Here is a 26353-nt window from a genome sequence, read left to right as displayed (position 1 = left end):
GCTATCTGTCAGGCGTCCGTCGCCGCGACGAGTTGTTGCGCTGAAGCGTACTGCCGAGTCGGTTCGTGGCCAAACGTTCGGCTAGCAGATGGAACTTGAAGCTTGCTCTGGCGTTCACACTTACCAGAGGGCGGCAGTCGATCCGCTCTCCGCAATCAAGAGAAGGAGTTTCCCATGACTTATCGTCACCTGCTCGCCCTTGCTCTGCCGCTGGCCGTGGCGCTGCCCGTTTCCGCTGCCGAGTGGTCGGATGATGCCAAGACCGAATTCGTTCAGCAGTGCATCGCTGGCGCACCGGCAGGCTACGAGGAGCCACAACTGCGTGCTTATTGCGACTGCGCTGCGACCAGCGTCAGCAAGGAATTCAGCGAGGCCGAGTTGCAGGAAATGAGTCGCCAGTCTCCGCCTGACCCTACCATGCAGCAGCGCCTGGTGAATGCCTCCAGCAGTTGCGGAGAGAAACTCAAGCCATAAGTGGCTGAGTAAATAACGTGCGCTTGTGCCGGAGCCCCGTGGGCTCTGGCCTGGCGCCGGATTTCCACAGGCAGTGCACAGTGGCGCCCACAGTATTTGTGCACAAGCCGCGTCTATCTATTTGATCCTGTTCGATTTTTAGCCGTATCTCGGCAAGCCCCGGCTGCTCTGGCTTCGCGCCTGCGTCGAACAGCCTATGCACAGTTTCATCCACATCTTCTGTGCATATCCCCAACCGATCCCTGCCTCTCGCTCATGTCGCTGGTGGATAAGCCAGGGTGGCGGTGCGGGTGTATGGATATTGAGCGCAGCCCTGTATCGCAGTGAGTGCAAGGCCGGCAGCAATCTGCTGACAGCTTTTCCACAGGCTAGTCCACGGCTTCTGTGTATGGCTGATGTTGTTAACTGCTTGATATCGATCAGGAATGACCTTTTTGCGGGAGCCCCTGCCATTCCTGGGGGCGGGCGTTGTATGCACGGTTTATCCACAGTTTGATCCCCGTGATTTGTGTGCAAACCAGCGGCGCACCCGCGACGCGCCTGATTGCGACAAGGCCATGTCGCAAACGAATGCTCTCACGGCGTTGGCAGGCATTTGGGCGGGCAGGGGCGGCCCTACCATCGCTGCACAGGGCCTTGCCGGCCTGCCCGTCCAAGACCGCCGCCCACAGGCGCTGCAGGAGAGTTGAGATGTTCAGCAAGCAGGATCAGATTCAGGGTTACGACGACGAGTTGCTCGCGGCGATCGATCAGGAAGAACGCCGTCAGGAAGAGCACATCGAGCTGATCGCCTCGGAAAACTACTGCAGCCAGCGGGTGATGGAAGCGCAGGGCAGCGGCCTGACCAACAAGTACGCCGAAGGTTATCCGGGCAAGCGTTATTACGGTGGCTGCGAGTATGTCGACAAGGTCGAGCAACTGGCCATCGACCGCGCCAAGGCGCTGTTCGGCGCCGATTACGCCAACGTTCAGCCGCACTCCGGTTCCTCGGCCAACAGCGCCGTGTACCTGGCGTTGCTCAATGCCGGCGACACTATCCTCGGCATGAGCCTGGCCCACGGCGGCCACCTGACTCACGGCGCCAAGGTGTCGTCCTCGGGCAAACTCTACAACGCCGTGCAGTACGGCCTGGACACCGCTACCGGGCTGATCGACTACGACGAGGTCGAGCGCCTGGCCGTGGAGCACAAGCCGAAGATCATCGTCGCCGGGTTTTCCGCCTACTCCAAGACCCTGGATTTCCCGCGCTTTCGCGCCATCGCCGACAAGGTCGGTGCGCTGCTGTTCGTCGACATGGCCCACGTCGCTGGCCTGGTCGCCGCCGGTCTGTACCCGAACCCGATTCCCTTCGCCGATGTGGTCACTACCACCACCCACAAGACCCTGCGTGGCCCGCGTGGCGGCCTGATCCTGGCCAAGGCCAACGAAGAGATCGAGAAGAAGCTCAACTCCGCCGTCTTCCCCGGTGCTCAGGGCGGCCCGCTGATGCACGTCATCGCCGCCAAGGCGGTGTGCTTCAAGGAGGCCATGGAGCCGGAGTTCAAGGCCTACCAGCAACAGGTCATCGACAACGCCCAGGCCATGGCCCAGGTGTTCATCGAGCGCGGCTACGAAGTGGTGTCTGGCGGCACCGACAACCACCTGTTCCTGCTCAGCCTGATCAAGCAGGGGCTGACCGGCAAGGAGGCCGATGCTGCCCTTGGCCGCGCCGGCATCACCGTGAACAAGAACGCCGTGCCCAACGACCCGCAGTCGCCGTTCGTGACCTCGGGCATCCGTATCGGCACGCCGGCGGTGACCACCCGTGGCTTCAAGGTCGCCCAGTGCCAGGCGCTGGCCGGCTGGATCTGCGACATCCTCGATCACCTTGGCGATGCCGATGTCGAGGCGCAGGTGGCCAAGCTGGTCGCCGGGCTGTGCGCGGACTACCCCGTATACCGCTAAAGCCTTCTGCTCTGTTGTAGGAGCCAGCTTGCTGGCGATCCAGCCGAGCTCGTTGTAATGGATCGCCAGCAAGCTGGCTCCTACAGGTTAGGCGTTCGAGAACAGATTCAAGGAGCATCTTCATGCAACGTTATTCCGGCTTCGGCCTGTTCAAGCACTCGTTCAGCCACCATGAGAACTGGCAGCGCATGTGGCGTAACCCGACGCCCAAGCCGGTGTACGACGTGATCATCGTCGGCGGTGGCGGCCACGGCCTGGCCACAGCCTATTACCTGGCCAAGGAGTTCGGCGTGAAGAACGTCGCAGTGGTGGAGAAGGGCTGGCTCGGCGGCGGCAACACCGCGCGCAACACCACCATCGTGCGTTCCAACTACCTGTGGGACGAGTCCGCGCAGCTCTACGAACACGCGATGAAGTTGTGGGAAGGGCTGTCGCAGGACATCAACTACAACGTCATGTTCTCCCAGCGCGGTGTCTACAACCTCTGCCACACCCTGCAGGACATGCGTGACGCCGAGCGCCGCGTCAGCGCCAACCGCCTCAATGGCGTGGATGGTGAACTGCTGGATGCCAAGCAGGTCGAGGCGGAGATTCCCTACCTCGACTGCAGCAAGAACACCCGTTACCCGGTGATGGGTTCCACCGTACAGCGTCGCGGTGGCGTCGCCCGTCACGACGCCGTGGCCTGGGGCTACGCACGTGCCGCCGATGCCTTGGGCGTCGATCTGATCCAGAACACCGAGGTGATCGGTTTCCGCAAGCAGAACGGTGCGGTGATCGGCGTGGAGACCAACAAGGGTTTCATCGGCGCCAAGCGCGTCGGTGTGGTCACTGCCGGTAATTCCGGGCACATGGCGGGGCTCGCCGGCTTCCGTCTGCCGCTGGAATCGCACCCGCTGCAAGCGCTGGTGTCCGAGCCGATCAAGCCGATCATCGACAGCGTGATCATGTCCAACGCCGTGCATGGCTACATCAGCCAGTCGGACAAGGGCGATCTGGTCATCGGTGCCGGCATCGACGGCTACAACGGCTACGGCCAGCGCGGCTCCTACCACACTATCGAGCACACCCTGCAGGCCATCGTCGAGATGTTCCCGGTGCTCTCGCGAGTGCGTATGAACCGCCAGTGGGGCGGCATCGTCGATACCAGCCCGGATGCCTGCCCGATCATCTCCAAGACTCCGGTGGACAACCTGTTCTTCAACTGCGGTTGGGGCACTGGTGGCTTCAAGGCCACGCCGGGTTCGGGCCACGTCTTCGCCGCCAGCCTGGCCAAGGGTGAAATGCACCCACTGGCCAAGCCGTTCTCCATTGACCGTTTCCACACCGGCGCACTGATCGACGAGCACGGCGCCGCTGCGGTGGCTCACTAAAAGCGCGCGTAGCGCAAAGCTGATGACCCTCTCCCGCTTGCGGGAGAGGGTGGCCCGCAGGGCCGGGAGAGGGTAGCGCGGCCAACACCGAATGCCCTCTCCCCCGACCCCTCTCCCACAAGTGGGAGAGGGGAGACAAGATAAACCCCGTTGGCATCTGCGAGCGGGGAGTGTTTCAGGAGGCCAACATGCTGCACATCTTCTGCCCTTACTGTGGCGAACTGCGCTCCGAAGAGGAATTCCACGCCAAGGGCCAGGCGCACATCGCCCGCCCGCTCGATCCCGATGCCTGCAGCGATGCCGAGTGGGGCGAGTACATGTTCTTCCGCGACAACCCGCGCGGCATCCACCACGAGCTGTGGGTGCATGCGGCCGGTTGCCGCAAGTATTTCAACGTCACCCGCCACACCGTGACCTACGAGATCCTCGAGACCTACAAGGTCGGCGAGAAGCCTTCGGTCACCGCGGCCGCGGCCACCGACAAGCAAGCCGTGGCAGAAGGAGTAACGGCATGAGCCAGGTCAATCGTCTTGCCAAGGGTGGTCGCATCGACCGCAGCCAGGCGCTGAGTTTCACCTTCAATGGCCAGACCTATCAGGGCTTCGCCGGCGACAGCCTGGCCGCCGCGTTGCTGGCCAACGGCGTCGACATCGTCGGCCGCAGCTTCAAGTACTCGCGCCCACGCGGCATCGTCGCGGCTGGCGCGGAAGAGCCCAACGCCGTGCTGCAGATCGGCTCCAGCGAGGCGGCGCAGATTCCCAACGTGCGCGCCACCCAGCAGGCGCTGTACAGCGGCCTGGTGGCCAGCAGCACCAACGGCTGGCCGAGCGTCAACACCGACCTGATGGGCATTCTCGGCAAGGTCGGCGGCGGCATGATGCCGCCCGGTTTCTACTACAAGACCTTCATGTATCCGCAGAACCTGTGGATGACCTACGAGAAGTACATCCGTAAGGCCGCAGGCTTGGGCCGTTCGCCCACCGAGGTCGACCCGGATATATATGACCAGATGAACCAGCACTGCGACGTGCTGATCGTCGGCGCCGGCCCTGCCGGCCTGGCTGCCGCATTGGCGGCCGGCCGCAGCGGTGCGCGAGTGATCCTCGCCGATGAACAGGAAGAGTTCGGTGGCAGCCTGCTCGACACCCGCGAAACCCTGGATGGCAAGCCTGCCGCCGAATGGGTAGCGCAGGCCATCGCCGAGCTGAAGACGCTGCCGGAAGTCACCCTGCTGCCACGCGCCACAGTCAACGGTTACCACGACCACAACTTCCTCACCATCCATCAGCGCCTGACCGATCACCTCGGTGAAGTCGCTCCGATGGGGCAGGCTCGTCAGCGTATGCACCGCGTCCGCGCCAAGCGCGTGGTGTTGGCCAGCGGTGCTCATGAGCGGCCGCTGGTGTACGCCAACAACGATGTGCCCGGCAACATGCTGGCTGGCGCCGTGTCGACCTACGTCCGCCGTTATGGCGTGGCACCGGGCCAGGAACTGGTGCTGTCGACCAACAACGATTACGCCTACCGCGTGGTGCTCGACTGGCTCGATGCCGGGCGCAAGGTGGTGGCTGTCGCCGATGCCCGCAGCAACCCGCGCGGCAGCTGGGTCGAGGAGGCGCGTGCGCGTGGCGTACGCATCCTCACCGGCAGCGCAGTGGTCGAGGCGCGCGGTAGCAAGCGCGTCACCGGCGCGCGTATCTGCGCCATCGACGTCAAGGCCCACAAAGTCACCAGCCCCGGCGAAGTGTTGGACTGCGACCTGATCGTCAGCTCCGGCGGCTATAGCCCGGTAGTGCATTTGGCTTCGCACCTGGGCGGTCGCCCGGAGTGGCGTGAAGACATCCTCGGTTTCGTGCCGGGGCCGGGCAACGGCATTCAGCAGCGCATCGACGCCGGCGCGGTGAACGGTGTGTTTGCCCTCGGCGACGTACTCGCCAACGGTTTCGAGGCCGGCGCCAAGGCAGCTGCCGAGGCTGGTTACAAGGCCGTCAGCGGCAGCCTGCCGCAGGCCGAGGCGCGCCAGGAGGAGCCGATGCTGGCGCTGTTCCAGGTGCCGCATGACAAGTCCACGGCGCGTGCGCCGAAGCAGTTCGTCGACCTGCAGAACGATGTCACCGCGGCCGGCATCGAGCTGGCAACGCGTGAAGGCTTCGAGTCGGTCGAGCACGTCAAGCGTTACACCGCACTGGGCTTTGGCACTGACCAGGGCAAGCTGGGTAACATCAACGGCCTGGCTATCGCCGCGCGTTCGATGGGCATCAGCATCGTGCAGATGGGCACCACCATGTTCCGCCCGAACTACACCCCGGTGACCTTCGGCGCCGTGGCAGGTCGTCATTGTGGTGAGCTGTTCGATGCCAAGCGTTACACCGCGATGCAGGCATGGCATGTGAAGAACGGCGCCGAGTTCGAGGACGTCGGCCAGTGGAAGCGCCCCTGGTACTTCCCGAAAAATGGCGAGGACCTGCATGCCGCCGTGGCGCGTGAGTGCCTGGCCGTGCGCAACAGCGTGGGCATTCTCGATGCCTCGACCCTAGGCAAGATCGACATCCAGGGCCCGGATGCGCGCGAGTTCCTCAACCGCGTCTACACCAATGCCTGGACCAAGCTGGACGTGGGCAAGGCGCGCTACGGCCTGATGTGCAAGGAAGACGGCATGGTCTTCGACGACGGCGTCACCGCCTGTCTGGCCGACAACCATTTCGTCATGACCACCACCACCGGCGGCGCTGCCCGCGTGATGGAATGGCTGGAAATCTACCACCAGACCGAATGGCCGGAGCTGAAGGTGTATTTCACTTCGGTCACCGACCACTGGGCGACCATGACCCTGTCCGGCCCCAACAGCCGCAAGCTGCTGGCCAAGGTCACCGACATCGACCTGGACAAGGACGCCTTTCCCTTCATGAGCTGGAAGGAAGGCCTGGTCGGCGGCGTGCCGGCGCGGGTGTTCCGCATCTCCTTCACCGGCGAGCTGAGCTACGAGGTGAACGTGCAGGCCGACTACGCCCTGGGCGTGTGGGAGCAGATCATCGAAGCCGGCAAGGAGTTCGACCTGACCCCTTACGGCACCGAGACCATGCACGTGCTGCGGGCGGAGAAGGGCTTCATCATCGTCGGTCAGGACACCGACGCCTCGGTGACCCCGGACGACCTCAACATGGGCTGGTGCGTTGGGCGCACCAAGCCGTTCTCCTGGATCGGCAAGCGCGGTATGAACCGCGACGACTGCCTGCGCGAAGACCGCAAGCAGTTGGTCGGGCTGAAACCGGTCAACCCGAACCAGGTGCTGCCGGAAGGCGCGCAACTGGTGTTCGACCCGAAACAGTCCATCCCGATGCAGATGGTCGGCCACGTCACCTCCAGCTACATGAGCGCGGCCATGGGTTACAGCTTCGCCATGGCGGTGGTCAAGGGCGGTCTCAAGCGCATGGGCGAGCGTGTGTTCGCGCCGCTGGCCGATGGCAGCCTGATCGAAGCCGAAATCTGCAGCTCCGTGTTCTATGACCCGAAAGGGGATCGCCAGAATGTCTAACGTCAACGTCTACCAACAACGTCCCGCCGACATCGCCGGGCAGTCGCCGCTGCATCACGCCGGCCTGCATGAGCTGGTCGGCAAGGGTCGCAAGAACGCCGGCATCACCCTGCGCGAGAAGAAACTGCGCGGGCACTTGGTCATTCGTGGGGATGCCAAGGACGCTGGCTTCTCCGGCGGTGTGCACAAGGCCCTGGGCCTGGAGCTGCCGGTGGCGTTGACCCTGGTTGCCGACGGCGACACCTCGCTGCAGTGGCTGGGCCCGGACGAGTGGCTGCTGATCGTGCCTGGCGGCAGCGAGTTCGAGGTCGAGCGCAAGCTGCGTACAGCGCTGGACGGTCAGCATTTCTCGGTGGTCAACGTCAGCGGCGGGCAAACCCTGCTGGAGCTGTCCGGGCCGAAGGTGCGCGAGCTGCTGATGAAGTCCAGCAGCTACGACGTGCACCCGAGCAACTTCCCGGTCGGCAAGGCGGTGGGCACCGTGTTCGCCAAGTCGCAGCTGGTGATTCGCCACACCGGCGAAGAGACCTGGGAGCTGGTGATTCGCCGCAGCTTCTCCGACTACTTCTGGCTGTGGTTGCAGGATGCCAGTGCCGAGTACGGCCTCGCCGTCGAGGCCTGATATCGAACGGCTCCCTCTCCCCTCTTGGGAGAGGGGAAGGGCGGATCGCATTGTACCGGCGGCCCTCTCCCCCGGCCCCTCTCCCATGAATGGGAGAGGGGTGCAAAGCAGCGGAGTTTGTTCTGGAGTTTTTTATGAGCCGCACCCCCGACACCTGGATTCTCACCGCCCATTGCCCGAGCGTGCTCGGCACCGTGGATGCGGTGACGCGCTTTCTCTTCGAGCAGCGCTGCTACGTCACCGAGCATCACAGTTTCGATGACCGGCTGTCCTCGCGCTTCTTCATCCGCGTCGAGTTCCGCCAACCGCAGGATTTCGACGAGGCTGCCTTTCGCGCCGGTGTAGCTGAGCGTCTGGCGCCCTTCGGCATGCAGGTCGAGCTGACCCCGCCGGGCTACCGCGCCAAGGTGGTGTTGATGGTGTCCAAGGCCGACCACTGTCTGCATGACCTCCTGTATCGCCAGCGTATCGGCCAACTGGCCATGGACGTGGTGGCGGTGGTGTCCAACCATCCCGACCTCGAGCCGCTGGCGCGCTGGCACGGCATTCCCTATCACCATTTCCCGCTCGATCCGGCCGACAAGCCGTCGCAAGAGCGCAAGGTGCTGCAGGTGATCGAGGACACCGGCGCGGAGTTGGTGGTGCTCGCCCGCTACATGCAGGTGCTGTCGCCCGAGCTGTGCCGCAAGTTGGACGGTTGGGCGATCAATATCCACCACTCGCTGCTGCCCGGTTTCAAGGGCGCCAAGCCCTATCACCAGGCTTACCAGAAGGGCGTCAAGCTGGTTGGCGCTACGGCGCACTACATCAACAACGACCTCGACGAGGGGCCGATCATCGCCCAGGGCGTGGAGGCGGTGGATCACGCCCACTACCCCGAAGACCTGATCGCCAAGGGCCGCGACATCGAATGCCTGACCCTGGCCCGCGCGGTTGGTTATCACATCGAGCGTCGGGTGTTCCTCAACGCTAACCGCACGGTGGTGCTTAACGCCTGAATGCATCGCCAACCCGAATATTTGGTGGGCTAAAGCCCACCAGTCGCAACGAAGAACGCTATTGGTGGGCTGAAGCGGATCGCCGCTCGGCCCATCTTACGGAACCCGCTCTGCCAGGTTTCACCGGCGGTTTCCGGCAACAGACGCAACAAGCTCCAGTGCAAGGCCGCGCGGCCAGTCGGTCGCGTCTTGTGTCCACAACAAGAAAGGAGAGTTACGCATGTCTGGTAATCGTGGTGTGGTTTATCTCGGTACGGGCAAGGTCGAAGTACAGAAGATCGACTACCCGAAAATGCAGGACCCGCGCGGCAAGAAGATCGAGCACGGGGTCATCCTCAAAGTCGTTTCCACCAATATCTGCGGCTCCGACCAGCATATGGTGCGTGGCCGTACTACTGCGCAGGTCGGCCTGGTGCTGGGCCACGAGATCACCGGTGAGGTGATCGAGAAGGGCCGCGACGTCGAACGTCTGCAGATCGGCGATCTGGTTTCCGTGCCGTTCAACGTCGCCTGTGGTCGTTGCCGCTCCTGCAAGGAGCAGCACACCGGCGTGTGCCTGACCGTCAACCCGGCGCGTGCCGGCGGCGCCTACGGCTACGTCGACATGGGTGATTGGACCGGCGGCCAGGCCGAGTACGTGCTGGTGCCTTACGCCGACTTCAACCTGCTCAAGCTGCCGGATCGCGACAAGGCCATGGAGAAGATCCGTGATCTGACCTGCCTGTCCGACATCCTGCCCACCGGTTACCACGGTGCCGTCACCGCTGGCGTCGGCCCGGGCTCTACCGTTTACGTCGCTGGCGCGGGCCCAGTCGGTCTGGCGGCTGCCGCCTCGGCGCGTCTGCTTGGCGCTGCGGTGGTGATCGTCGGTGACGTCAACCCAACGCGCCTGGCCCATGCCAAGGCTCAAGGGTTCGAAATCGCCGACCTGTCCAAGGACACCCCATTGCACGAGCAGATCGCCGATCTGCTGGGGGAGCCGGAAGTGGATTGCGCGGTCGACGCCGTGGGCTTCGAAGCCCGTGGTCACGGCCATGCCGGTGCCCAGCAGGAGGCGCCGGCAACGGTGCTCAACTCGCTGATGGGCGTCGTGCGCGTAGCCGGCAAAATCGGTATTCCTGGCCTCTACGTCACCGAAGATCCGGGCGCGGTGGATGCCGCGGCGAAGATCGGCTCCTTGAGCATTCGCTTCGGCCTCGGCTGGGCCAAGTCGCACAGCTTCCACACCGGCCAGACCCCGGTGATGAAGTACAACCGCGCGCTGATGCAGGCGATCATGTGGGACCGCATCAACATCGCCGAAGTGGTCGGTGTGCAGGTCATCAGCCTGGATGACGCGCCGCGTGGCTACGGCGAATTCGATGCCGGCGTGCCGAAGAAATTCGTCATCGACCCGCACAAGACCTTCAGTGCAGCGTGACGGCGTGACCTGGGCGTAGTCCCAGGCCGCCCTTTCACGGCCTAGGCGCATTGGTCCGCGCCTTTTTTTGGGAGCCTTCGGGCTCCCATTTTCTGTTACGTGCAATCACTGCCACTCGGCACGGATTTGCGCTATGCGCGCGTCCTTCTCCTGCCAGAGCTGAGTGACCCAGTCCTGCATGTACTGGCGAAATACCGGGTCGTTCTGGTAGTCGCCCTGCCACAGTTCGGCAGCCAGGTTGCGCATCTGGATATCGATGATCACCTTGTCCACCTGACCGCTGAGCAGCGCCCAAAAGCCCGGCGCTTTGCCCTCGGGATACACCAGTGTCACGTCCAGCACGGCGTCGATCTGTTCACCCAGCGTCGCGAGTACGAACGCCACGCCGCCGGCTTTGGGCTTGAGCAGGTAGCGGTAGGGCGACTGCTGTTGCGCCTGCTTGGCCGGGGTGAAGCGGGTGCCCTCCAGGTAGTTGACCACGGTGACCGGCAGGCGCTTGAACTTCTCGCAGGCGGCCTTGGTGATCTCCAGGTCCTTGCCCTTCATATGCGGGTTCTTCTGCAGAAAGGCCTTGGAGTAACGCTTCATGAAGGGGTAGTCCAGCGCCCAGAAGGCCAGGCCGAGAAAGGGCACCCAGATTAGCTCCTGCTTGAGGAAAAACTTGAAGTAGGGCGTCTTGCGGTTGAAGGCCTGCACCAGCGCGGGGATGTCGACCCAGGATTGGTGGTTGCTGATCACCAGGTAGGAGCGGTCGCTGCGCAGCTCGGCGTTGCCGCGAATGTCCCAGTGAGTCGGGGTGAGCAGGGCGAAGATGCGCTTGCAGTTCTCGGCCCAGAATTCGGCCACCCACATCACCCCGCGTGAGCAGGTATCGCGGGCGCTCTGGCCGGGTACCACGAGCTTGGCGAGGGCGATCAGCAGCAGCGGACCGATCAGGATCAGGGTGTTGGCGAGCAGCAAAACGATGTTGGCTAGGCCGGTCAGCAGAGGGCGCATGTCGACTCCATGGCGGGCGGTGAGCGGACATCTTATGCAAGCGCAACAACTTGCTCAAAGCTCCACCCACTGGCCTATTGCCAGATCAGTGTCTATAAGCCAATGATCGTCACCACGGGACATCCCGCCCACGGAAGGCGCTTCAACCTGCCGGTACGCACCATGCTCAAACGGATCGCCGTCGCTGATCTACGCGTCGGAATGTTCATTCAGGAATTCTGCGGCTCCTGGATGGATCATCCCTTCTGGAAGTCCAAATTTCTTCTCAACTCCGAAAAAGATCTCGCTCGTATTCGCGATAGTGCGATCAGCGAGCTGTGGATCGATGTCAGCAAGGGCACCGATGTCGCCGCTGGTGTCCATGCCGCTACCGAGGCCGAGGTCCAATGCGAGGCCGAGGCCCGCCTGTTGGCAGCCATCGAGCCGCCCAAGGTCAAGGCACTGTCGATGGAGCAGGAGCTGGAGAATGCGGTGAAACTCTGCGCGCGCTCCAAGCAGGCGGTGATGGACATGTTCTGCGATGCGCGCATGGGTCAGGCGCTGCAGTTCGAGCAGGCCGAGTCGCTGGTAGAGGAAATTTCCGAGTCGGTGATGCGCCACCCCAATGCGCTGATCAGCCTGGCGCGACTCAAGCACAGCAACGAATACACCTATATGCATTCGGTGGCGGTATGCGCTCTGATGATCGCCCTGGCGCGCCAGCTTGGCCTGCCCGAGGCCGCTGTGAGTGAGGCCGGGCTGGCCGGTTTGCTGCACGATATCGGCAAGATGGCCGTACCGCAGGAGCTGCTGGACAAGCCCGGCAAGCTCACCGACAACGAGTTCGCCAAGGTGCGCCGGCACCCGGAGGCTGGCGGCAATATCCTGATTGCCAGCAAGCAGGTCAGCGCTCTGGTTCTCGACGTGTGCCTGCATCACCACGAGAAGGTCGATGGCAGCGGCTATCCGCATCATCTGCAAGGTGACCAGATCAGCCTGCTGGCAAAGATGGGCGCGGTCTGCGACGTGTACGACGCGATCACCTCCAATCGCCCCTACAAGCAGGGCTGGGACCCGGCCGAGTCGATCCGCAAGATGGCCGAATGGAAGGGGCATTTCGACGAAGTGGTGTTCCAGGCCTTCGTCAAGACCGTCGGCATCTATCCGGTCGGCGCCCTGGTGCGTCTGCAAAGTGGACGCCTGGCGGTGGTCATGGAGCAGAATCCCAAGGCGCTGCTGGCGCCCAGGGTCAAGGTGTTCTTCTCGGCGAGGTCGCGTCTGCCGCTGCCGCAGAGCGTCGTCGACCTGAGCAAAATCACCGATCAGGATCGTATCGTCGGGCGTGAATCGGCCGAAGAATGGGGGTTCGAGCGGCTCGACGAGCTGTGGAGTGGCGTGGATCTGGAAGGACGCGGCCGCTAGTTTGCAGTACGTTGTAACGCTTCTGGTGGAACATGCCAGGCGCATGGCAGTCGTAGGTTCGGTCACCGCAAACGAGAGGACCTAACCTTGAAATACGCTCTGCTCCTGCTGGCCGCCGCCATCAGTCTGCCGACCATGGCCGATGAACAACCGGACCTTTACGGCCGCTACGAACTGATCAAGCTCCCCGCTCTGGGCCAGGCTCTCAAGGCCAAGATGGACACCGGCGCGATGACCGCCTCGCTATCGGCCAAGGACATCGAACCCTTCAAGCGCGATGGTGAGGATTGGGTGCGCTTCCGCCTGGCCGTCGATGGTGCTGAAGACAAGGTGTATGAACATCCGCTGGTACGCATCGCCGAGATCAAGAAGCGTACCGAAGAGAGCGACGCCGAGGTCAAAGAAGTCGCCTACTCGCAGCGCCCGGTGATCGAGATGCCGATCTGCCTGGGTGAGGAAGAGCGCACCATCGAGGTCAACCTGACCGACCGCAGCACTTTCAGCTATCCGCTGCTGATCGGTGCCAGCGCCATGCGCGATCTTGGTGCAGCGGTGGACCCAGCCGAGCGCTACACCCGTGATCGTCCCCAGTGCTGAGTTAATTGTCGCATTTCGGAAAAGGCTGATACCCATTGGCCATTACACTCGTTGAGAGTGCCCCGTAACGACTAGCTGCCCAAAATGGGCGTCGGGCCTGCTTTTTGCTACATGCAATTCTTTGCCAGGCCTGTAGGCCCTTTAGGTCGTTGAGGTGTCGCTATGACGGGAGTACTCAAGCCGGGTGTACGGCTGCTGCAGCGTTTCAGTTTTGCCCACAAGTTTCAGTTGGTGTTCCTGTTGTTCGCGTTGCCGCTCGGTTATGCGCTGTGGGTCATCAGCAGTGACTACCTGTCGCGCCTGCAATCCGTGGACTACGAAGTGGAAGGCGCGCAGGCGCTGGAACGTATGGCTCAGGTGCAACATGAGCTGATCGCCCAGCGCACCCTGCTGGCGCGATGGAAAGGCACCGAGAATGCCGCGCAAGGTTTGCTGCAGCAACGCGAGGCCAAGCTCGACGAGGCCTTGCAGCAGGCGGCCGAGCCGCTGCAGAGCGAGCTGATCAGTGATCAGGCGCGCCAGCATTTCCAGGCCCTGCAGGGCGAGCGCGACGGTCTGCGAGCCGCGGGGCTGACCAAGGTCGCTCTGCCTGACGCGCTGGAGCGCTACCAGAAGGCGCTGTTGTACCTGATCGCCCTGCGTGAGCAGGTGGCGACCGACAGCACCCTGATTCTCGATCCGCGCCTCGACACCTACCTGATGATGGAGCAGATCACCTACATCATGCCGCGGCTGCTCGAGCAGCTCGGCACTTTCGCCGCTCAGGGCCATGGCGCCGTGGTCTCGCAGCATTTCACCCTGCAGAGCCGGGTGCTGATCCGCGACCTGCGGCGCAGCCTCGACGAGCAACGGGCGCAGTTGGTCAAGGCGCAGATCACCCTGTCACGCGAGGCGCCGCAGGCCATGCGCCAACTGAGCGCGCCGTTTGATGCCTCGCTCAAGGCGTTCGACGACTTCCTCGTCCAGATCGACCGCGACATGTTCGAGGCCAGCCCCATGGCGCTCACGCCCGAGCAGTTCGTGCAACGTGTCGAAGCGCTGGAAACCCAACTGCAGGGCCTGCAGCAAGCGCTCTATCAGCAGTTCTCCGCCAGCCTCGGTTATTACCGGCAGCAGGCGCTGCACTCGATGATCCAGGTGATTGGCGCATTCATCGCGCTGACCCTGCTGGCGATGTATGTACTGATGTGCCTGAACACCTCGATCCGCATCAGCACCAGCAACATCATCGAAGCCGCGCGCGGTCTGCGTGACGGCGACCTGCGCGTGCGCATGGAGGTCAACGGCCGTGACGACCTGGCCGCCATCGCCCAGGCGCTGAATACTGCGGTCGAGCAGATGCGCGACTCGCTGCAGGGCGTCAATCGCGAAAGCCAGCAACTGGATAGCACGGTGCAGTTGCTCGGTGGCCAGGCGCGTGATGCGCTGGACGCCGTCGAGCAGCAGCAGGCGCAGATGAGCCAGATCGCCACCGCTGCGACGCAGATGGCCGCCACCGCACAGAGCGTGGCGCAAAGCTGCGAGCAGGCGGCGGTGGAAGCGCAGCAGACCCGTGAAGTGGCGCTGAGCAGCAACCAGCGTAGTGAGCGCACCAGCGCCAGCATGCGCCACCTCAGCAGCCGTCTCGGCGACAGCGCTGCAGCGTTGCAGCAACTGCGTGATCAGACCCAGCAGATCAACCGCGTGGTCGAGGTGATCAAGGGCATCGCCGAGCAGACCAACCTGCTGGCACTCAACGCCGCCATCGAGGCCGCGCGTGCGGGTGAGGCCGGGCGAGGCTTCGCCGTGGTCGCCGATGAAGTGCGCTCGCTGTCCAAGCGCACCCAGGACTCGACTCAGGAAATCGCCCAGACCGTGGACAACCTGCAGCGCGTGGTTGGGCAGTCGGTCACCCTGATGGAAGAAGCTTGCAGCCAGGCCGACGGCGACATTGGTAGCGTGCTGGCCATGGGTGATGAACTGCAGAACATCGTCGACTCGGTGCAGCGCGTCAGCGACCGCCTGGCGCAGATCGCCACGGCCGCCGAGCAGCAAGCGGCCACCGCCGATGAGGTCAGTGGCAATATCCAGCAGGTCGATCAGGCCGCCGGACAACTGCTCGATGGCGCCCAGGCCGTGAGCAGTGCTGCCGAGCAACTGCGTCGAGGCAGCGAAGGGCTGGCGCACAATACTGGACGATTCAGCCTCGACTGAGGCTGACCGCGGCGGCCAACTCTGCTAAAACCGGATAACAACAACAGGAGCCGCCCGCATGAAAACCGTCGCAGAGGTTATTCGCAATAAAGCCAACGCCTACGTTTACAGCGTCGACAGTGAGGATTCGCTGCTCGACGGGCTGCGTATCCTCGCCGAGCAAAGGATCGGTGCCTTGGTGGTGCTTTCCGGTGGGCGCCTGGTCGGCATCGTCAGCGAGCGTGACTACGTGCGCAAGGTGGCCTTGGCCGAGCGCTCGTTGCTCAACACCAAGATCAACGAAATCATGACCAGCGAAGTCATCAGCGTTGGCCCGCGTGACAGCGTGCAGTACTGCATGGAGCTGATGACCGAGCGCCGCCTGCGTCACCTGCCGGTGCTGGCCGAAGGCGAGCTGATCGGCCTGCTGTCCATCGGTGACCTGGTCAAGGAAACCATTGCCGAACAGGCCGACCTGATCCGTCAACTGGAGCAGTACATTCGCGGCGAGATTCCCTGACCGGGCTACAGGTGAGCGACAACCTCGTGGGAGGCGCTTTCGACTCTGGCCTCCTGCTTCGTTCTACCTCCTGCATCCATCCAGTCGCAGTGGCGCTTGTCGTGTAGGGCGGGTGAAACTCGCCAATACCTCGCTTGACGCTGGCTCCCGCGCTCGGCAGTCTCCTGCCGTCGCCCCACAGGTGCAGGACGCCCGATGCCGCAGATCCTCATAGTCGAAGACGAAGCCGCGATTGCCGATACGCTGGTCTATGCCCTGCAGGCCGAAGGTTTCGCCACGCACTGGTCGAGCTTGGGTGGCGAGGCGCTGACGCTGCTGGAAAACGGCGCCTTCGACCTGGCCATTCTCGACGTCGGCCTGCCCGATATCAGCGGCTTTGAAGTGTGCAAGCGCCTGCGCCGTTTCTCTGAGCTGCCGGTGATCTTTCTCACCGCGCGCAGCGAGGAAATCGACCGCGTGGTGGGCCTGGAAATCGGCGCCGACGACTACGTGGTCAAGCCTTTCAGCCCGCGTGAAGTCGCGGCCAGGGTCAAGGCCATCCTCAAGCGTGTGGCGCCGCGCGAAGCACCAGTAGCCAGCGCGCCGAGCACCTTTCAGATCGACGATGCTGCCTTTCGCATTCACTACCACGGCCAGGCCCTGAGTCTGACCCGCCACGAATTTCGCCTGCTGCGCACGCTGCTCGGTCAGCCATGCCGGGTCTATTCGCGCGAGCAGTTGCTCGATGCCCTCGGCGTGGCCAGCGAGGCGGGCTACGAGCGCAATATCGACAGCCATATCAAGAGTGTGCGCGCCAAGCTGCGCGCCATCGCCCCGAGTGAAGAGCCGATCCAGACCCATCGCGGCCTGGGCTACAGTTTCGAACCGGAGACCTGAGTCATGCCACTGGGCGTGCGCATCTTCCTCGTCTACTTCCTCTTCGTTGGCCTGGCCGGCTGGTTCGTGCTGAGCACGGTGATGGACGAGATTCGCCCCGGCGTGCGCCAGAGCACCGAGGAGACGCTGGTCGATACCGCCAACCTGCTGGCCGAGATACTGCGTGACGAGGTCAAGGCCGGCACCCTCGGCCAGGGCCGCCTGCACGAGGCGCTGGAAGCCTATGGCCGGCGCCAGCCCCAGGCGAGCATCTGGGGCGTGACCAAGGCCGAGGTCAACCACCGCATCTACGTCACCGATGCCCAGGGCATCGTCCTGCTCGACTCCACTGGCCTGGCGGTCGGCCAGGACTACTCGCGCTGGAATGATGTGCTGCTGACCTTGCGCGGTCAGTACGGTGCCCGTTCGACCCGTGAAGATGCGAACGATCCGGACTCCTCGGTGATGTACGTGGCGGCGCCGATCAAGGACGGCGAGCAGATCATCGGCGTGGTCTCGGTGGCCAAACCCAACCGCACCCTGCAACCTTATATCGAGCGTTCGCAAACGCGCCTTGGCTGGCTCGGCGCGGGGCTGATCGGTCTTGGCCTGCTGATCGGTGCGCTGCTGTCCTGGTGGCTCAGCGCCGCGCTGGGCAAGCTCACTCGCTACGCTCAGGCCGTCAGCGAAGGCCAGCGCGCCGAGGCGCCGAACGTGCGTGGCGGTGAGCTGGGCCAGTTGGCCAAGGCGGTGGAGCGCATGCGCACCGAACTGGAAGGCAAGGCCTACGTCGAGCGCTACGTACACACCCTGACCCACGAACTGAAAAGCCCGCTGGCCGCCATCCGCGGCGCCGCCGAACTGCTCGAGGGTGATATGCCGGTCGAGCAACGCCAGCGCTTCGTGGGCAATATCCAACAGGAAAGTGCGCGCCTGCAGAACCTGATCGAGCGGTTGCTGCACCTGGCCCAGGTGGAACAACGCCAGGGCCTGGAAGAACGCTTGAGCGTGCCGCTGGCGCCACTGGTGGACGAACTGCTGCAAGCGCAGCAGGCGCGTATCACCGCTGCCCATCTGCAGATTGATCAGGCAATACCAACCGGCCTCAGCCTGCGCGGCGAGCGCTTCCTGCTGCGTCAGGCGCTGGCCAACCTGCTGGACAACGGCCTCGACTTCACCCCGCCCGACGGCCGCATCCGTATCGCCGCCGAACGCCAGGGCGAGCACATCGTCCTGCGCCTGTTCAACCAGGGCGAAGCCATCCCCGACTACGCCCTGGCCCGCCTAACCGAGCGCTTCTACTCCCTGCCGCGCCCCAACGGCGGCCGTAAGAGCACTGGTCTGGGCCTGAACTTCGTGCAGGAAGTGGCCGAGCTTCATGGTGGCGAGTTGCAGATCGGTAATGTCGAAGGTGGGGTGGAAGTGAGCCTGGCGCTACCCATCTAGGCTGCGTCTCTTATCGGCCGACCTGTGGGAGGGGCTTCAGCCGCGAGCCTTTTGCACGGTTCAGCCTGAGTGAACGCCTTTCAGGTACTCCGTACGCTCGATGGTCATGCGCAACTTGCACTCCTCCACCTGAACGCCCTGCCAGGGCGAGGGTGTCGAGGACATCCCCGTGAACTGACACTCCGAATCCCTGAACCTCAGCCAGGCCCGCTGTGCCGAGCGGAGCAGGCTGACCAGCTCCGTGTTTGGCCAGTTTTGGCGCAATGCTGCCTGCTCGTCTTCCGTTCTCTGGCTGGCTTTCTTGTATTCGGCATTGAGCTGGTCATCGGCGACGCCCACGCCACTTCTGGCGCAGCCCGAAGCAGTCAATTTGTTGCTGCAGGAGGCGATTGAGACTTTCAAATACCTCGGGGTTGAGCTTTTTGCGCGCTTTGCAGAAGGCCTGCGCAGTGACCATTTGCGTCTCAGTCGACGCCTGATTGAGTACGCGATAGAACTGATCGAGTTCGGTTTGCAGGGCCGTGCGCGGCTGATTGAGCAGGAACAGGACGAGGTTCTTGAAGGTGAGCTGGCGTCGGCGGGTAAAGTCTTGAGGATTCTGGCGGTGGGCGGCGATGAAGGCGGGACAATCGAGCGGGCTGGTTATTTTATGTACAATTTTCAAACCAGGGCTTGGCTGGCGGTGTCAAGCGATGCGGTATAGGTAGTCAAAAGGGCTTCTCCCATGCACTGATTTGAGCGCTAATTATATGATATTTATGGATAATTCCCAAAGTTGATGACATTGGGCTTTAGCCCCCCCCAGTGAGCGAAGCGAACGGTTTGAACCAGTTGTTATGCATTCTTGTCTCGAATTTCAGCTTTAACACGAAGCTCTTCAAGATGCTCGCTAATAAATTCTTCAGTTACGCCATATTTTTCCCATAGAGGTGCATGGATGCCTTCAAGGATTTTGTCGGCGCGTTTGAATTTTGAAATTATTAACTGAAGTTCTTTCTTGATTTCCTGGCGGCCGACGACGGAAACAAGATTTTCGGCATGCTCCCTGAAATAGTGGTGAATTAATATATTTCGAAGTTCTAGAGCTTCGCTTAGATATGACTCGTCAGCTTCAGATATATTTAAGATATCTTTGGTTGCTTTTAGTAATTGACCAAAGGTTTTCTTCGTTAGTGAGTTGTATGTGTTATCAAATATCTCCTGGCTCATAAGTGAAGCGCCAGGAAGATTAAGAACAATCGCAAGATTTAATGCTGAGTGCTCTAGCACCTGTGCCCAATATGCTGCAAGACCAAAAAAAGCATAGGTCTCTTTTTCGCAACAATTATCGATTTCCGGAATTTCTAGGTTCATGTGGGCTTACCTAGGTGCATAACTACAAATAGACACCAAGTGGTGCATAACCTGCGGGCTGTTTTGGTGGATAACCTTCCTGGTCATTTTCGAAATCCTTCTCTATTTCTCGGCCTGCAGCGAGGCGGTGGGGCGTTTGGCAGGTTATACACCATGTCGGATAACCGCTGGCAACTCGTATTCAGGTGAGCCTTACAGGTGCTCCCGATCCTCCCAGGTATCGCTTCGCTCAGCCCAGGCTACGGTTCTTTGGCGGTGATGATCGCGGATAAATCTCCTACAGGAGAGGTTGTGGTTCAGGTGTGGATGTTCTGTGCGGCAAGCGCAACAACTCCACCCGCCACCAGCTTGGCAGCAGGCGGCGCACTTCGGGGCGGGCGAAGCGATCGTCGATCAGGTAGAGCACGCCCTGGTCTTCGGGCGTGCGGATCACCCGGCCGGCGGCTTGCACGACCTTTTGCAGGCCGGGGTAGAGGTAGGTGTAGTCGTAGCCATTGCCGAACAGGGTGTCCATGCGCTGGCGGATTTCTTCGTTGATGGGGTTGAGCTGGGCCAGGCCGAGGGTGGCGACGAAGGCGCCGATCAGGCGTTCGCCGGGCAGGTCGACACCTTCGCCGAATACTCCACCGAGCACGGCGAAGCCGATACCGCGGCCACCGATCTGGAAGCGCTCGATAAAGCCCTGGCGCGCCGCTTCGTCCATCTGCCGTGACTGCGTCCATACCGGAATCTGCGGGTGATCGCGGCGCAATTCCTGTAGCACCTGTTCCAGGTACTGATAGCTGCTAAAGAAGGCCAGGTAGTTGCCGGGGCGTTCGGCGTACTGGCGCGCCATCAACTGGCAGATCGGCGCCAGCGAGGCGTCGCGGTGCTGGTAGCGGGTGGACAGGTTACGCACCACCTGGACGTGCAGTTGTTCGGCGCTGAATGGCGAGGCGACGTCCAGGCACTGGGTCTCTTCCGGCAGGCCGAGCAGGTCGAGGTAGTAGTGGCTGGGGCTGAGGGTGGCGGAGAACAGCGTGGCGCTGTGGGCGTCCTCGAAGCGCGGGCCGAGGAAGGGCGCCGGCAGGATATTGCGGATGCACAGGGTCGAGTAGCTGCGACCGTTACCTGCCTCGTCGCGATTGATGTCGAACAGCGAGTGCGGGCCGAAGCTTTCCGCCAGGCGGCAGAACAGCATGGCGTCCATGTAAAAGCTGAGCAGTTCGCCGCCATTGCCTTCGGGCTGGTCGGTGAGCAGGTCGGTGATGGCGCTGACCGCCTTGCCCAGGGCGGCGAGTAGCAAGTCCGGCGCCAGCGGGTAGACCTGGTAAGGCACCGCTTGCTCGCGGTGCAGTTGATCCCAGTGGCGGTCGACCCGTTCCAGCACGCTTTTCAGGCGTTTCGGCGCGTCTCGGCACATGGCCTTGAAGCGCGCCTGATCCAGCTCGGCGCTGTACATGCCGCGCCCGCGTTCCACCAGGTTGTGCGCCTCGTCCACCAGCAGACAGACGCGCCACTGGTTGATCAGGGTGAGGCTGTGCAGCAGGGCGCCGAGGTCGAAGTAGTAGTTGTAGTCGCCCACCACTACGTCGCTCCAGCGGCACAGCTCCTGGCTCAGGTAGTAGGGGCACACGCCATGGGCGATGGCGATATTGCGCACCGCCTGCTGATCCAACCAGCGTTCCTTCAGCGCCGCACTGCGCGCCGCCGGCAGGCGGTCATAGAAACCCTTGGCCAGCGGGCAGGAGTCGCCATGGCAGGCTTTGCTTGGGTGTTCGCAGGCCTTGTCGCGGGCTACGTGTTCCAGCACGCGCAGCGGCGTGTCGGGTTCGCGCAGGCGTTGCAGGGCATCGAGTGCCAGGCGCCGGCCTGGCGTCTTGGCGCTGAGGAAGAACAGGCGGTCGAGCTGCTGGCCGGGCATGGCCTTGAGCTGCGGGAACAGGGTGCCGAGGGTCTTGCCGATGCCGGTGGTGGCCTGCGCCAGCAGGTAGTGGCCGTCACGCGCGGCGCGGTATACGGCTTCGGCCAGTTGCCGTTGGCCATGGCGAAATTCGCCGTAGGGGAACTCCAGCGCTTCCAATGCCTGGTTGCGTGCGTGCTGATGCGCCTGTTCCTGCCGCGCCCATTCGATGTAACGGCGGCAGTGCAGGGCGAAGAATTCACCTAGCGACGCGGCGCTATGGCGCTCGCGGAATATCGTTTCCTGCTGGGTCATGACGTTGAAGTACACCACTGCCAGATCCAGTTCCTCGAAGCCCAGTTCCTGGCACAGCAGCCAGCCGTAGATCTTCACCTGCGCCCAGTGCAGCAGGCGGTGGTTGGCGGGGATGCGCGAGATGTCGCCACGGTGGGTTTTGATCTCTTCCAGCAGGCGAAACTCGGGATCGAAACCATCGGCGCGGCCACTGACCGTCAGCCCCTCGAACTCGCCGATCAGTGGCAGCTCTGCCACGTAATCCGGGCCGCGCCGGGTCACCACCGTGGCGTGCCCGGCCATGCCTTCCTGCGCAGTGGGCGAGGGGGTGAAGCGCAGGTCGAGGTCACCTTCCTTGGCGGTGAACTCGCACAGCTCGCGCACGGCGACGCGCAGGTTCAATCGCTCCACTCCACGTAGCACACGCTGACCGGCATGCCGTGCTCGGCGCAGAAGGCCAGCCAGCGCTTCTGGTTGTCCTGCAGGCGGTCGCCGGGGCCTTTTACTTCGATCATCCGGTAGCGGCCTTCGGTCGGCCAGAATTGGATCAGGTCAGGCATGCCGGTGCGGTTCTCGCGAATATCGGCCAGCAGGCGGCGGAACCAGGCCCCCAGGTGCTGCGGTGGCAGGCAGGCCATGGCCTGTTCCAGGCGCTCGGCATCGAGCAGTTCCCAGAACACGAAGGGCGACTGGATGCCGAATTTCTCGGCATGGGTGCGGCGCATGGCCTCGATGTAGCTACCGTCGTCCAGACGCGCCAGGCAGGCGTCGAACAGTTCGCGGCGACGTTCATGGAAATCGCCGCGGTGCAGATCCACCGGGCCGGTATGGAAGGGGTGGAAGAAGGCGCCGGGCATGGGGGCGAAGATCGCCTCCCAGCAGAGCAGGCCGAACAGCCCGCAGATCAGCGTGTTCTCCACGTAATGCACGGGTGCATTGGGTTCTGCCAAGTGCATGGCCACAGCCAGCTCGACGCTGGCAGCGCGCGGCAGGCGCAGGTCGAGGCGGTCCTCGATCAGCTTCGCCGCCTTGGTCGCAGGTGGTAGGCCGAGGCGTTTGCGCAACCGTGTGCGGGCTCGTTCGGCCAGTTGCGCCTCTTCGGCGTTGTGCGGCGCCGCGATTACTTGTTCGGCCAGTGCCAATGCTTCGGCATCCTGGCCGAGGCGCTCCAGCACGCGGATCTGCCGTTGCCGCGAGCCGACCGCGCGGGTGTCGCGGTATAGCGCCAGCGCCGAGTCCAGCTCGCCAGCGCGCTCCAGATGCTGCGCCAATTGCAGCAGCAGGCGCTGGTGGCGTTCGCCGATATGCGGGCTGTCGCTGGAGAAATCGCCAAGGTGCTGCAGAACCTCGGTCACCGGCATGCCGACCTCGAAAGCCTCGCGGCAGGCGCGCAGGTGCAAGTAGTCGTCGACGTCCTGGCGGTGGCGAAAGCCGCGCGAGCCCGGTGTGATTGGCACCTGTTCGTAACGGAATATCCCCAGGTCGGCGAGTACGAACTCCGACCACTCCTGCGCCAGGTTGCCGAAGAACATCAGGCGCAGGCGGTCGCACAGCGGGCCGATGGCCAGGCTCAGCAGACTCTCCTCCATATTCGGGCACCAGTCGGCCAGGCTGCGCGGTTCGATATGCAGCTCACGCAGGTGCTCGAGCACTTCGCTTTTCTTCAACGTCCCGCGCGGCAGGTCGGCGGCGAAATGCGCGGCCAGTTCGTCTTTGAGCAGCAGGGCGCCGAGTTCGTCGAAGCTCAGTGCGGCGCAGTCGATCAGCCAGCCCAGTTCCAGCAATGGTTCTGCGGCAGTTGGGATATCGCCGATCTCGGCGTAGCGCAGTTTGCTCGCGCGAAAGTGAATGCCCTTGCGCATCACCAGGCGTACCAGCAGCGCCTGGGTGGGCAATGGCAACTGGGGAAAGTGCGCAACGAAGGCGCGCTCGGCGTCATCCATCAGTTCACGGTGATGGGTGTCGAGCCAGGCGAGGGCCTTGCGGAAGTTGGCCAGATAATAGAGTTCGGGAGCGTCGAGGCTGAGCATGGGGCGAAGTTTTACTGGTTTTTTATACAGATGCCAGTGCCGCCGAGCTGCTGGATGACGAATCGGCGTACAGCGCTCCCGCATTCTCCACACAATCTCCACGTGCGCCCCACACGCCTCCCACCATCGCTGCCCAGACTCTGCTGTACCTTCACTCGCTACGGAGAGCCGTACCATGAGCCGTTCCCTAGGCTTCAAGCTGGGCGCCATCGCCCTGCTGATTTTGTTGCTGATGATTCCCCTGTTGATGATCGATGGCCTGGTCGATGAGCGCCAGGGCCTGCGCTATGAGGTGATGCAGGGCATTGCCCGCAGTTCCAGCTACAGCCAGCAGATCACCGGGCCGATCCTGGTGCTGCCGTATATCAAGACCACTCATGAGTGGAAGACCAACGAGAAGACCGGTGAGCGCTATAGCGAAGAGCGTCAACGGCGTGGTCGCCTGTACTTCCTGCCGGAGCGCTTCGTACTCGAAGGTCAGGTGGGCACCGAATTGCGTGCCCGTGGCATTTATGAAGCGCGCCTGTATCGCAGCGACAGCCAGGTCAGCGGCCATTTTCGCCTGCCGTCGCGCCTGGGGCTGGGCGACGACCTGGGGTTCTACCGCTTCGAGAAACCCTTTCTTTCGGTCGGCATCAGCGATATCCGTGGCATCAGCAACGATCTGCAGTTGCGTCTGAATGGCCAGACCCTGAGCTTCGCGCCGGGCAGTGCTGACGATAACTTCGGCGCTGGCGTGCATGCACCGATCCCGGCTCTGGATGCGCAGGGCGGGCAGATTCTCGAGTTCGCTTTCGATCTGAAACTGCAGGGCACCGAGCAGCTCTCGGTGGTGCCGGTCGGGCGGGACAGCCGGGTCAAGCTGAGTTCCGACTGGCCGCACCCGAGCTTCGTCGGTGAATACCTGCCGAGCAGCCGCGAGATCAGTGCCGCAGGCTTCACTGCCGAGTGGCAGACCAGCTTCTTCGCCACCAATCTGGAGGAGGCATTGCGCGACTGCGTGGGCGGTGATCGTTGCCAGGCTTTGTTCGGCCGCAACTTCGGGGTCAGCTTCGTCGACCCGGTGGATCAGTACCTGAAGACCGATCGTGCGATCAAATATGCGCTGCTGTTCATCGCCCTGACCTTCGCCACCTTCTTCCTCTTCGAGGTGCTCAAGCGCCTGGCCGTGCACCCGGTGCAATACGCCCTGGTGGGCCTGTCGCTGGCGCTGTTCTACCTGCTGCTGCTGTCGCTCTCCGAGCATCTGGACTTCGCCCTGGCCTACGGCCTGTCTGCCAGCGCCTGCGTTGGGCTGATTGGTTTCTACGTCAGCTTCGTGCTGCACAGCTGGCGGCGCGGCCTGGGTTTTGGCGCTTTGCTGGCGGCGCTGTACGCCATGCTCTACGGCCTGCTCAATGCCGAGGACTACGCCCTGTTGATGGGCTCGCTGCTGGTGTTCGGCGTGCTCGGCAGCGTGATGGTGCTGACCCGCAAACTGGACTGGTACGGCGTTGGCCGTAGCGCTCCGCAAGCCTGAATCTGATCGGCGCGGTCAGTGCAGGCCGCCCTCTTGTCGGAGGTAATCCCCATGCGTCTTCTCGTGCAATTCTCCGCCTGCCTTGGCCTCGGTCTGGTGGTGGCGGTGATGATCCTCATCGGCCTGATGTTCTGCGGCTGGTTCAACCTGATCGACGGCCTGCTGATGACTGGAAAGCCGCTCGCCAGCCTGAGCCTGATGCTGCTGCCGGACGGTTTCTGGAGCGCGCTGACCGGCATTCAGGACGCGGCGCAAAACAGCACGCTGCGCTCTTTTCTGTCGCTGTGCGCAGCGTTGGGCCAGGTCGGCCTGCTGCTGGCACTGGGCTTTATGCGCCTGTGGTATCGGCCATGAGCGGGTATGTCGGCCTGCGCGAGGAGGCGCGTGCCGGGTACCTTCTGGCGCGGCGGATTGCTGGGTTGTTTCTTCGATTGCAGGCGAGGCAGGGTGATCAAAAGGAATGTGCTGAGGTGCGGCAGAAGCCGTGCTTGAGGAGGGAAATTTTGTAGCCCGGTGCAGTCCGGGAGTATTGCGTCAGGCAATTCCCAGACGCTCCAGGTGTGCTCTGCGATGCGGCTAATACCAATGTCTATCTGTCGGTCGGTACTGGCCTGCTGCTAGTTTGAAGCTGCATCAGAATAACAATAACCGGAGGCGTCTATGACTTCTGAACAAAGCAATGCCGCGGCCTATTGGAAGGCCAATGTGCGGCTCATCACCTGGAGCCTGATCGTCTGGGCGCTGGTTTCCTACGGATTCGCCATGATCCTGCGCCCGATGGTCGCGGGAATCTCCGTTGGCGGTTCCGACCTCGGATTCTGGTTTGCGCAGCAAGGCTCAATCCTCTTCTTTATCGGGCTCATTTTTCACTACGCGTGGAGATTGAACAAACTTGATAAAGAATTTGGCGTCGAGGAGTAAG

At 62.8% G+C, this 26353-nt stretch carries 22 protein-coding genes and 1 pseudogene; 17 read left to right on the top strand and 6 right to left on the bottom strand.

Features of this window, described 5'->3' with window-relative positions; all coding sequences use genetic code 11:
* The first annotated feature begins 174 nt into the window (after window positions 1–174).
* The 8 genes from AAEQ75_RS06260 to fdhA all read left to right on the top strand — a co-directional run bounded on the left by AAEQ75_RS06260 (window position 175) and on the right by fdhA (window position 10366).
* Window positions 175–474: a hypothetical protein gene (locus AAEQ75_RS06260; protein WP_003463904.1), complete on the top strand. Its 300-nt coding sequence runs from the start codon at window positions 175–177 to the stop codon at window positions 472–474.
* A 690-nt stretch (window positions 475–1164) separates the two neighbouring features.
* Window positions 1165–2418, top strand: a complete 1254-nt coding sequence (gene glyA, locus AAEQ75_RS06255) for a serine hydroxymethyltransferase (protein ID WP_003463902.1) — start codon at window positions 1165–1167, stop codon at window positions 2416–2418.
* A gap of 122 nt (window positions 2419–2540) precedes the next feature.
* On the top strand, window positions 2541–3791 hold the full coding sequence (locus AAEQ75_RS06250) for a sarcosine oxidase subunit beta (RefSeq protein WP_003463898.1): 1251 nt from the start codon (window positions 2541–2543) through the stop codon (window positions 3789–3791).
* Between the two features lie 188 nt (window positions 3792–3979).
* A complete protein-coding gene (locus AAEQ75_RS06245) occupies window positions 3980–4306 on the top strand; it encodes a sarcosine oxidase subunit delta (protein ID WP_099525917.1) in 327 nt (108 codons plus the stop codon).
* On the top strand, window positions 4303–7326 hold the full coding sequence (locus AAEQ75_RS06240; RefSeq protein ID WP_343351178.1) for a sarcosine oxidase subunit alpha: 3024 nt from the start codon (window positions 4303–4305) through the stop codon (window positions 7324–7326). Before AAEQ75_RS06245 ends, AAEQ75_RS06240 begins: the two co-directional genes overlap by 4 nt.
* Window positions 7319–7948, top strand: coding sequence for a sarcosine oxidase subunit gamma (locus tag AAEQ75_RS06235; protein WP_099525915.1), 630 nt, complete (start codon window positions 7319–7321; stop codon window positions 7946–7948). Before AAEQ75_RS06240 ends, AAEQ75_RS06235 begins: the two co-directional genes overlap by 8 nt.
* A 134-nt stretch (window positions 7949–8082) precedes the next feature.
* Window positions 8083–8946 (top strand): formyltetrahydrofolate deformylase, encoded by an 864-nt coding sequence (purU, locus tag AAEQ75_RS06230; protein WP_343351177.1) that lies wholly within the window; start codon window positions 8083–8085, stop codon window positions 8944–8946.
* A 220-nt stretch (window positions 8947–9166) separates the two neighbouring features.
* Window positions 9167–10366, top strand: a complete 1200-nt coding sequence (fdhA, locus tag AAEQ75_RS06225; protein WP_179574696.1) for a formaldehyde dehydrogenase, glutathione-independent — start codon at window positions 9167–9169, stop codon at window positions 10364–10366.
* A 105-nt stretch (window positions 10367–10471) separates the two neighbouring features.
* On the opposite strand, the gene AAEQ75_RS06220 is transcribed toward fdhA, so the two are convergent.
* The gene (locus AAEQ75_RS06220) at window positions 10472–11362 is read right to left on the bottom strand and encodes an acyltransferase (protein ID WP_343351176.1); all 891 of its coding nucleotides are present in this window, start codon (window positions 11360–11362) and stop codon (window positions 10472–10474) included.
* Between the two features lie 162 nt (window positions 11363–11524).
* Between AAEQ75_RS06220 and AAEQ75_RS06215 the strand changes: the two genes are divergently transcribed.
* From AAEQ75_RS06215 to creC, 6 genes are all read left to right on the top strand, one after another.
* The gene (locus AAEQ75_RS06215) at window positions 11525–12763 is read left to right on the top strand and encodes an HD-GYP domain-containing protein (RefSeq protein ID WP_343351175.1); all 1239 of its coding nucleotides are present in this window, start codon (window positions 11525–11527) and stop codon (window positions 12761–12763) included.
* An 87-nt stretch (window positions 12764–12850) separates the two neighbouring features.
* Window positions 12851–13360, top strand: coding sequence for an ATP-dependent zinc protease family protein (locus tag AAEQ75_RS06210; RefSeq protein WP_343351174.1), 510 nt, complete (start codon window positions 12851–12853; stop codon window positions 13358–13360).
* A 162-nt stretch (window positions 13361–13522) separates the two neighbouring features.
* Window positions 13523–15553 carry a methyl-accepting chemotaxis protein gene (locus AAEQ75_RS06205; RefSeq protein WP_343351173.1) on the top strand — a complete coding sequence of 677 codons (2031 nt, stop codon included), beginning with the start codon at window positions 13523–13525 and terminating at the stop codon, window positions 15551–15553.
* 58 nt (window positions 15554–15611) lie between these two features.
* Complete coding sequence (locus AAEQ75_RS06200; protein ID WP_179543792.1) at window positions 15612–16052, top strand: CBS domain-containing protein; 441 nt, start codon at window positions 15612–15614, stop codon at window positions 16050–16052.
* Between the two features lie 195 nt (window positions 16053–16247).
* Window positions 16248–16928, top strand: coding sequence for a two-component system response regulator CreB (creB, locus tag AAEQ75_RS06195; RefSeq protein WP_343351172.1), 681 nt, complete (start codon window positions 16248–16250; stop codon window positions 16926–16928).
* Between the two features lie 3 nt (window positions 16929–16931).
* Window positions 16932–18353, top strand: coding sequence for a two-component system sensor histidine kinase CreC (creC, locus tag AAEQ75_RS06190; RefSeq protein WP_343351171.1), 1422 nt, complete (start codon window positions 16932–16934; stop codon window positions 18351–18353).
* A gap of 60 nt (window positions 18354–18413) precedes the next feature.
* Here creC and AAEQ75_RS06185 read toward each other — a convergent pair whose 3' ends face one another.
* From AAEQ75_RS06185 to AAEQ75_RS06165, 5 genes and pseudogenes are all read right to left on the bottom strand, one after another.
* Window positions 18414–18692, bottom strand: coding sequence for a lysozyme inhibitor LprI family protein (locus AAEQ75_RS06185; protein WP_256672139.1), 279 nt, complete (start codon window positions 18690–18692; stop codon window positions 18414–18416).
* Window positions 18682–19017, bottom strand: a pseudogene (locus AAEQ75_RS06180) (IS4 family transposase); the annotation flags it as partial. The gene AAEQ75_RS06185 and the pseudogene AAEQ75_RS06180, both read right to left, overlap by 11 nt.
* 170 nt (window positions 19018–19187) lie before the next feature.
* Window positions 19188–19706 (bottom strand): hypothetical protein, encoded by a 519-nt coding sequence (locus AAEQ75_RS06175; RefSeq protein WP_125879654.1) that lies wholly within the window; start codon window positions 19704–19706, stop codon window positions 19188–19190.
* A gap of 277 nt (window positions 19707–19983) precedes the next feature.
* A complete protein-coding gene (locus tag AAEQ75_RS06170; protein WP_343351170.1) occupies window positions 19984–22284 on the bottom strand; it encodes an ATP-dependent DNA helicase in 2301 nt (766 codons plus the stop codon).
* The gene (locus tag AAEQ75_RS06165; RefSeq protein ID WP_343351169.1) at window positions 22281–23912 is read right to left on the bottom strand and encodes a VRR-NUC domain-containing protein; all 1632 of its coding nucleotides are present in this window, start codon (window positions 23910–23912) and stop codon (window positions 22281–22283) included. Before AAEQ75_RS06165 ends, AAEQ75_RS06170 begins: the two co-directional genes overlap by 4 nt.
* A 175-nt stretch (window positions 23913–24087) precedes the next feature.
* Between AAEQ75_RS06165 and creD the strand changes: the two genes are divergently transcribed.
* From creD to AAEQ75_RS06150, 3 genes are all read left to right on the top strand, one after another.
* Entirely contained in the window at window positions 24088–25431 is a 1344-nt protein-coding gene (gene creD / locus AAEQ75_RS06160) for a cell envelope integrity protein CreD (RefSeq protein WP_343351168.1), read from the top strand.
* A 51-nt stretch (window positions 25432–25482) separates the two neighbouring features.
* Window positions 25483–25785, top strand: coding sequence for a hypothetical protein (locus AAEQ75_RS06155; protein ID WP_256835825.1), 303 nt, complete (start codon window positions 25483–25485; stop codon window positions 25783–25785).
* A gap of 306 nt (window positions 25786–26091) precedes the next feature.
* Window positions 26092–26352 (top strand): DUF4212 domain-containing protein, encoded by a 261-nt coding sequence (locus AAEQ75_RS06150; protein WP_003463859.1) that lies wholly within the window; start codon window positions 26092–26094, stop codon window positions 26350–26352.
* Window position 26353 lies beyond the last annotated feature (1 nt).

Source organism: Pseudomonas sediminis, assembly GCF_039555755.1.
Taxonomy (GTDB): Bacteria; Pseudomonadota; Gammaproteobacteria; order Pseudomonadales; family Pseudomonadaceae; genus Aquipseudomonas; species Aquipseudomonas mendocina_D.
This window is presented reverse-complemented; position numbering and strand designations above follow the sequence as displayed.

Excerpts from the sequence above, each read along its gene's own strand:
- AAEQ75_RS06260 (WP_003463904.1), top strand. The coding sequence starts at position 175 with ATGACTTATCGTCACCTGCTCGCCCTTGCTCTGCCGCTGGCCGTGGCG.
- glyA (WP_003463902.1), top strand. The coding sequence starts at position 1,165 with ATGTTCAGCAAGCAGGATCAGATTCAGGGTTACGACGACGAGTTGCTC.
- AAEQ75_RS06250 (WP_003463898.1), top strand. The coding sequence starts at position 2,541 with ATGCAACGTTATTCCGGCTTCGGCCTGTTCAAGCACTCGTTCAGCCAC.
- AAEQ75_RS06245 (WP_099525917.1), top strand. The coding sequence starts at position 3,980 with ATGCTGCACATCTTCTGCCCTTACTGTGGCGAACTGCGCTCCGAAGAG.
- AAEQ75_RS06240 (WP_343351178.1), top strand. The coding sequence starts at position 4,303 with ATGAGCCAGGTCAATCGTCTTGCCAAGGGTGGTCGCATCGACCGCAGC.
- AAEQ75_RS06235 (WP_099525915.1), top strand. The coding sequence starts at position 7,319 with ATGTCTAACGTCAACGTCTACCAACAACGTCCCGCCGACATCGCCGGG.
- purU (WP_343351177.1), top strand. The coding sequence starts at position 8,083 with ATGAGCCGCACCCCCGACACCTGGATTCTCACCGCCCATTGCCCGAGC.
- fdhA (WP_179574696.1), top strand. The coding sequence starts at position 9,167 with ATGTCTGGTAATCGTGGTGTGGTTTATCTCGGTACGGGCAAGGTCGAA.
- AAEQ75_RS06220 (WP_343351176.1), bottom strand. The coding sequence starts at position 11,362 with ATGCGCCCTCTGCTGACCGGCCTAGCCAACATCGTTTTGCTGCTCGCC.
- AAEQ75_RS06215 (WP_343351175.1), top strand. The coding sequence starts at position 11,525 with ATGCTCAAACGGATCGCCGTCGCTGATCTACGCGTCGGAATGTTCATT.
- AAEQ75_RS06205 (WP_343351173.1), top strand. The coding sequence starts at position 13,523 with ATGACGGGAGTACTCAAGCCGGGTGTACGGCTGCTGCAGCGTTTCAGT.
- AAEQ75_RS06200 (WP_179543792.1), top strand. The coding sequence starts at position 15,612 with ATGAAAACCGTCGCAGAGGTTATTCGCAATAAAGCCAACGCCTACGTT.
- creB (WP_343351172.1), top strand. The coding sequence starts at position 16,248 with ATGCCGCAGATCCTCATAGTCGAAGACGAAGCCGCGATTGCCGATACG.
- creC (WP_343351171.1), top strand. The coding sequence starts at position 16,932 with ATGCCACTGGGCGTGCGCATCTTCCTCGTCTACTTCCTCTTCGTTGGC.
- AAEQ75_RS06175 (WP_125879654.1), bottom strand. The coding sequence starts at position 19,706 with ATGAACCTAGAAATTCCGGAAATCGATAATTGTTGCGAAAAAGAGACC.
- AAEQ75_RS06165 (WP_343351169.1), bottom strand. The coding sequence starts at position 23,912 with ATGCTCAGCCTCGACGCTCCCGAACTCTATTATCTGGCCAACTTCCGC.
- creD (WP_343351168.1), top strand. The coding sequence starts at position 24,088 with ATGAGCCGTTCCCTAGGCTTCAAGCTGGGCGCCATCGCCCTGCTGATT.
- AAEQ75_RS06155 (WP_256835825.1), top strand. The coding sequence starts at position 25,483 with ATGCGTCTTCTCGTGCAATTCTCCGCCTGCCTTGGCCTCGGTCTGGTG.
- AAEQ75_RS06150 (WP_003463859.1), top strand. The coding sequence starts at position 26,092 with ATGACTTCTGAACAAAGCAATGCCGCGGCCTATTGGAAGGCCAATGTG.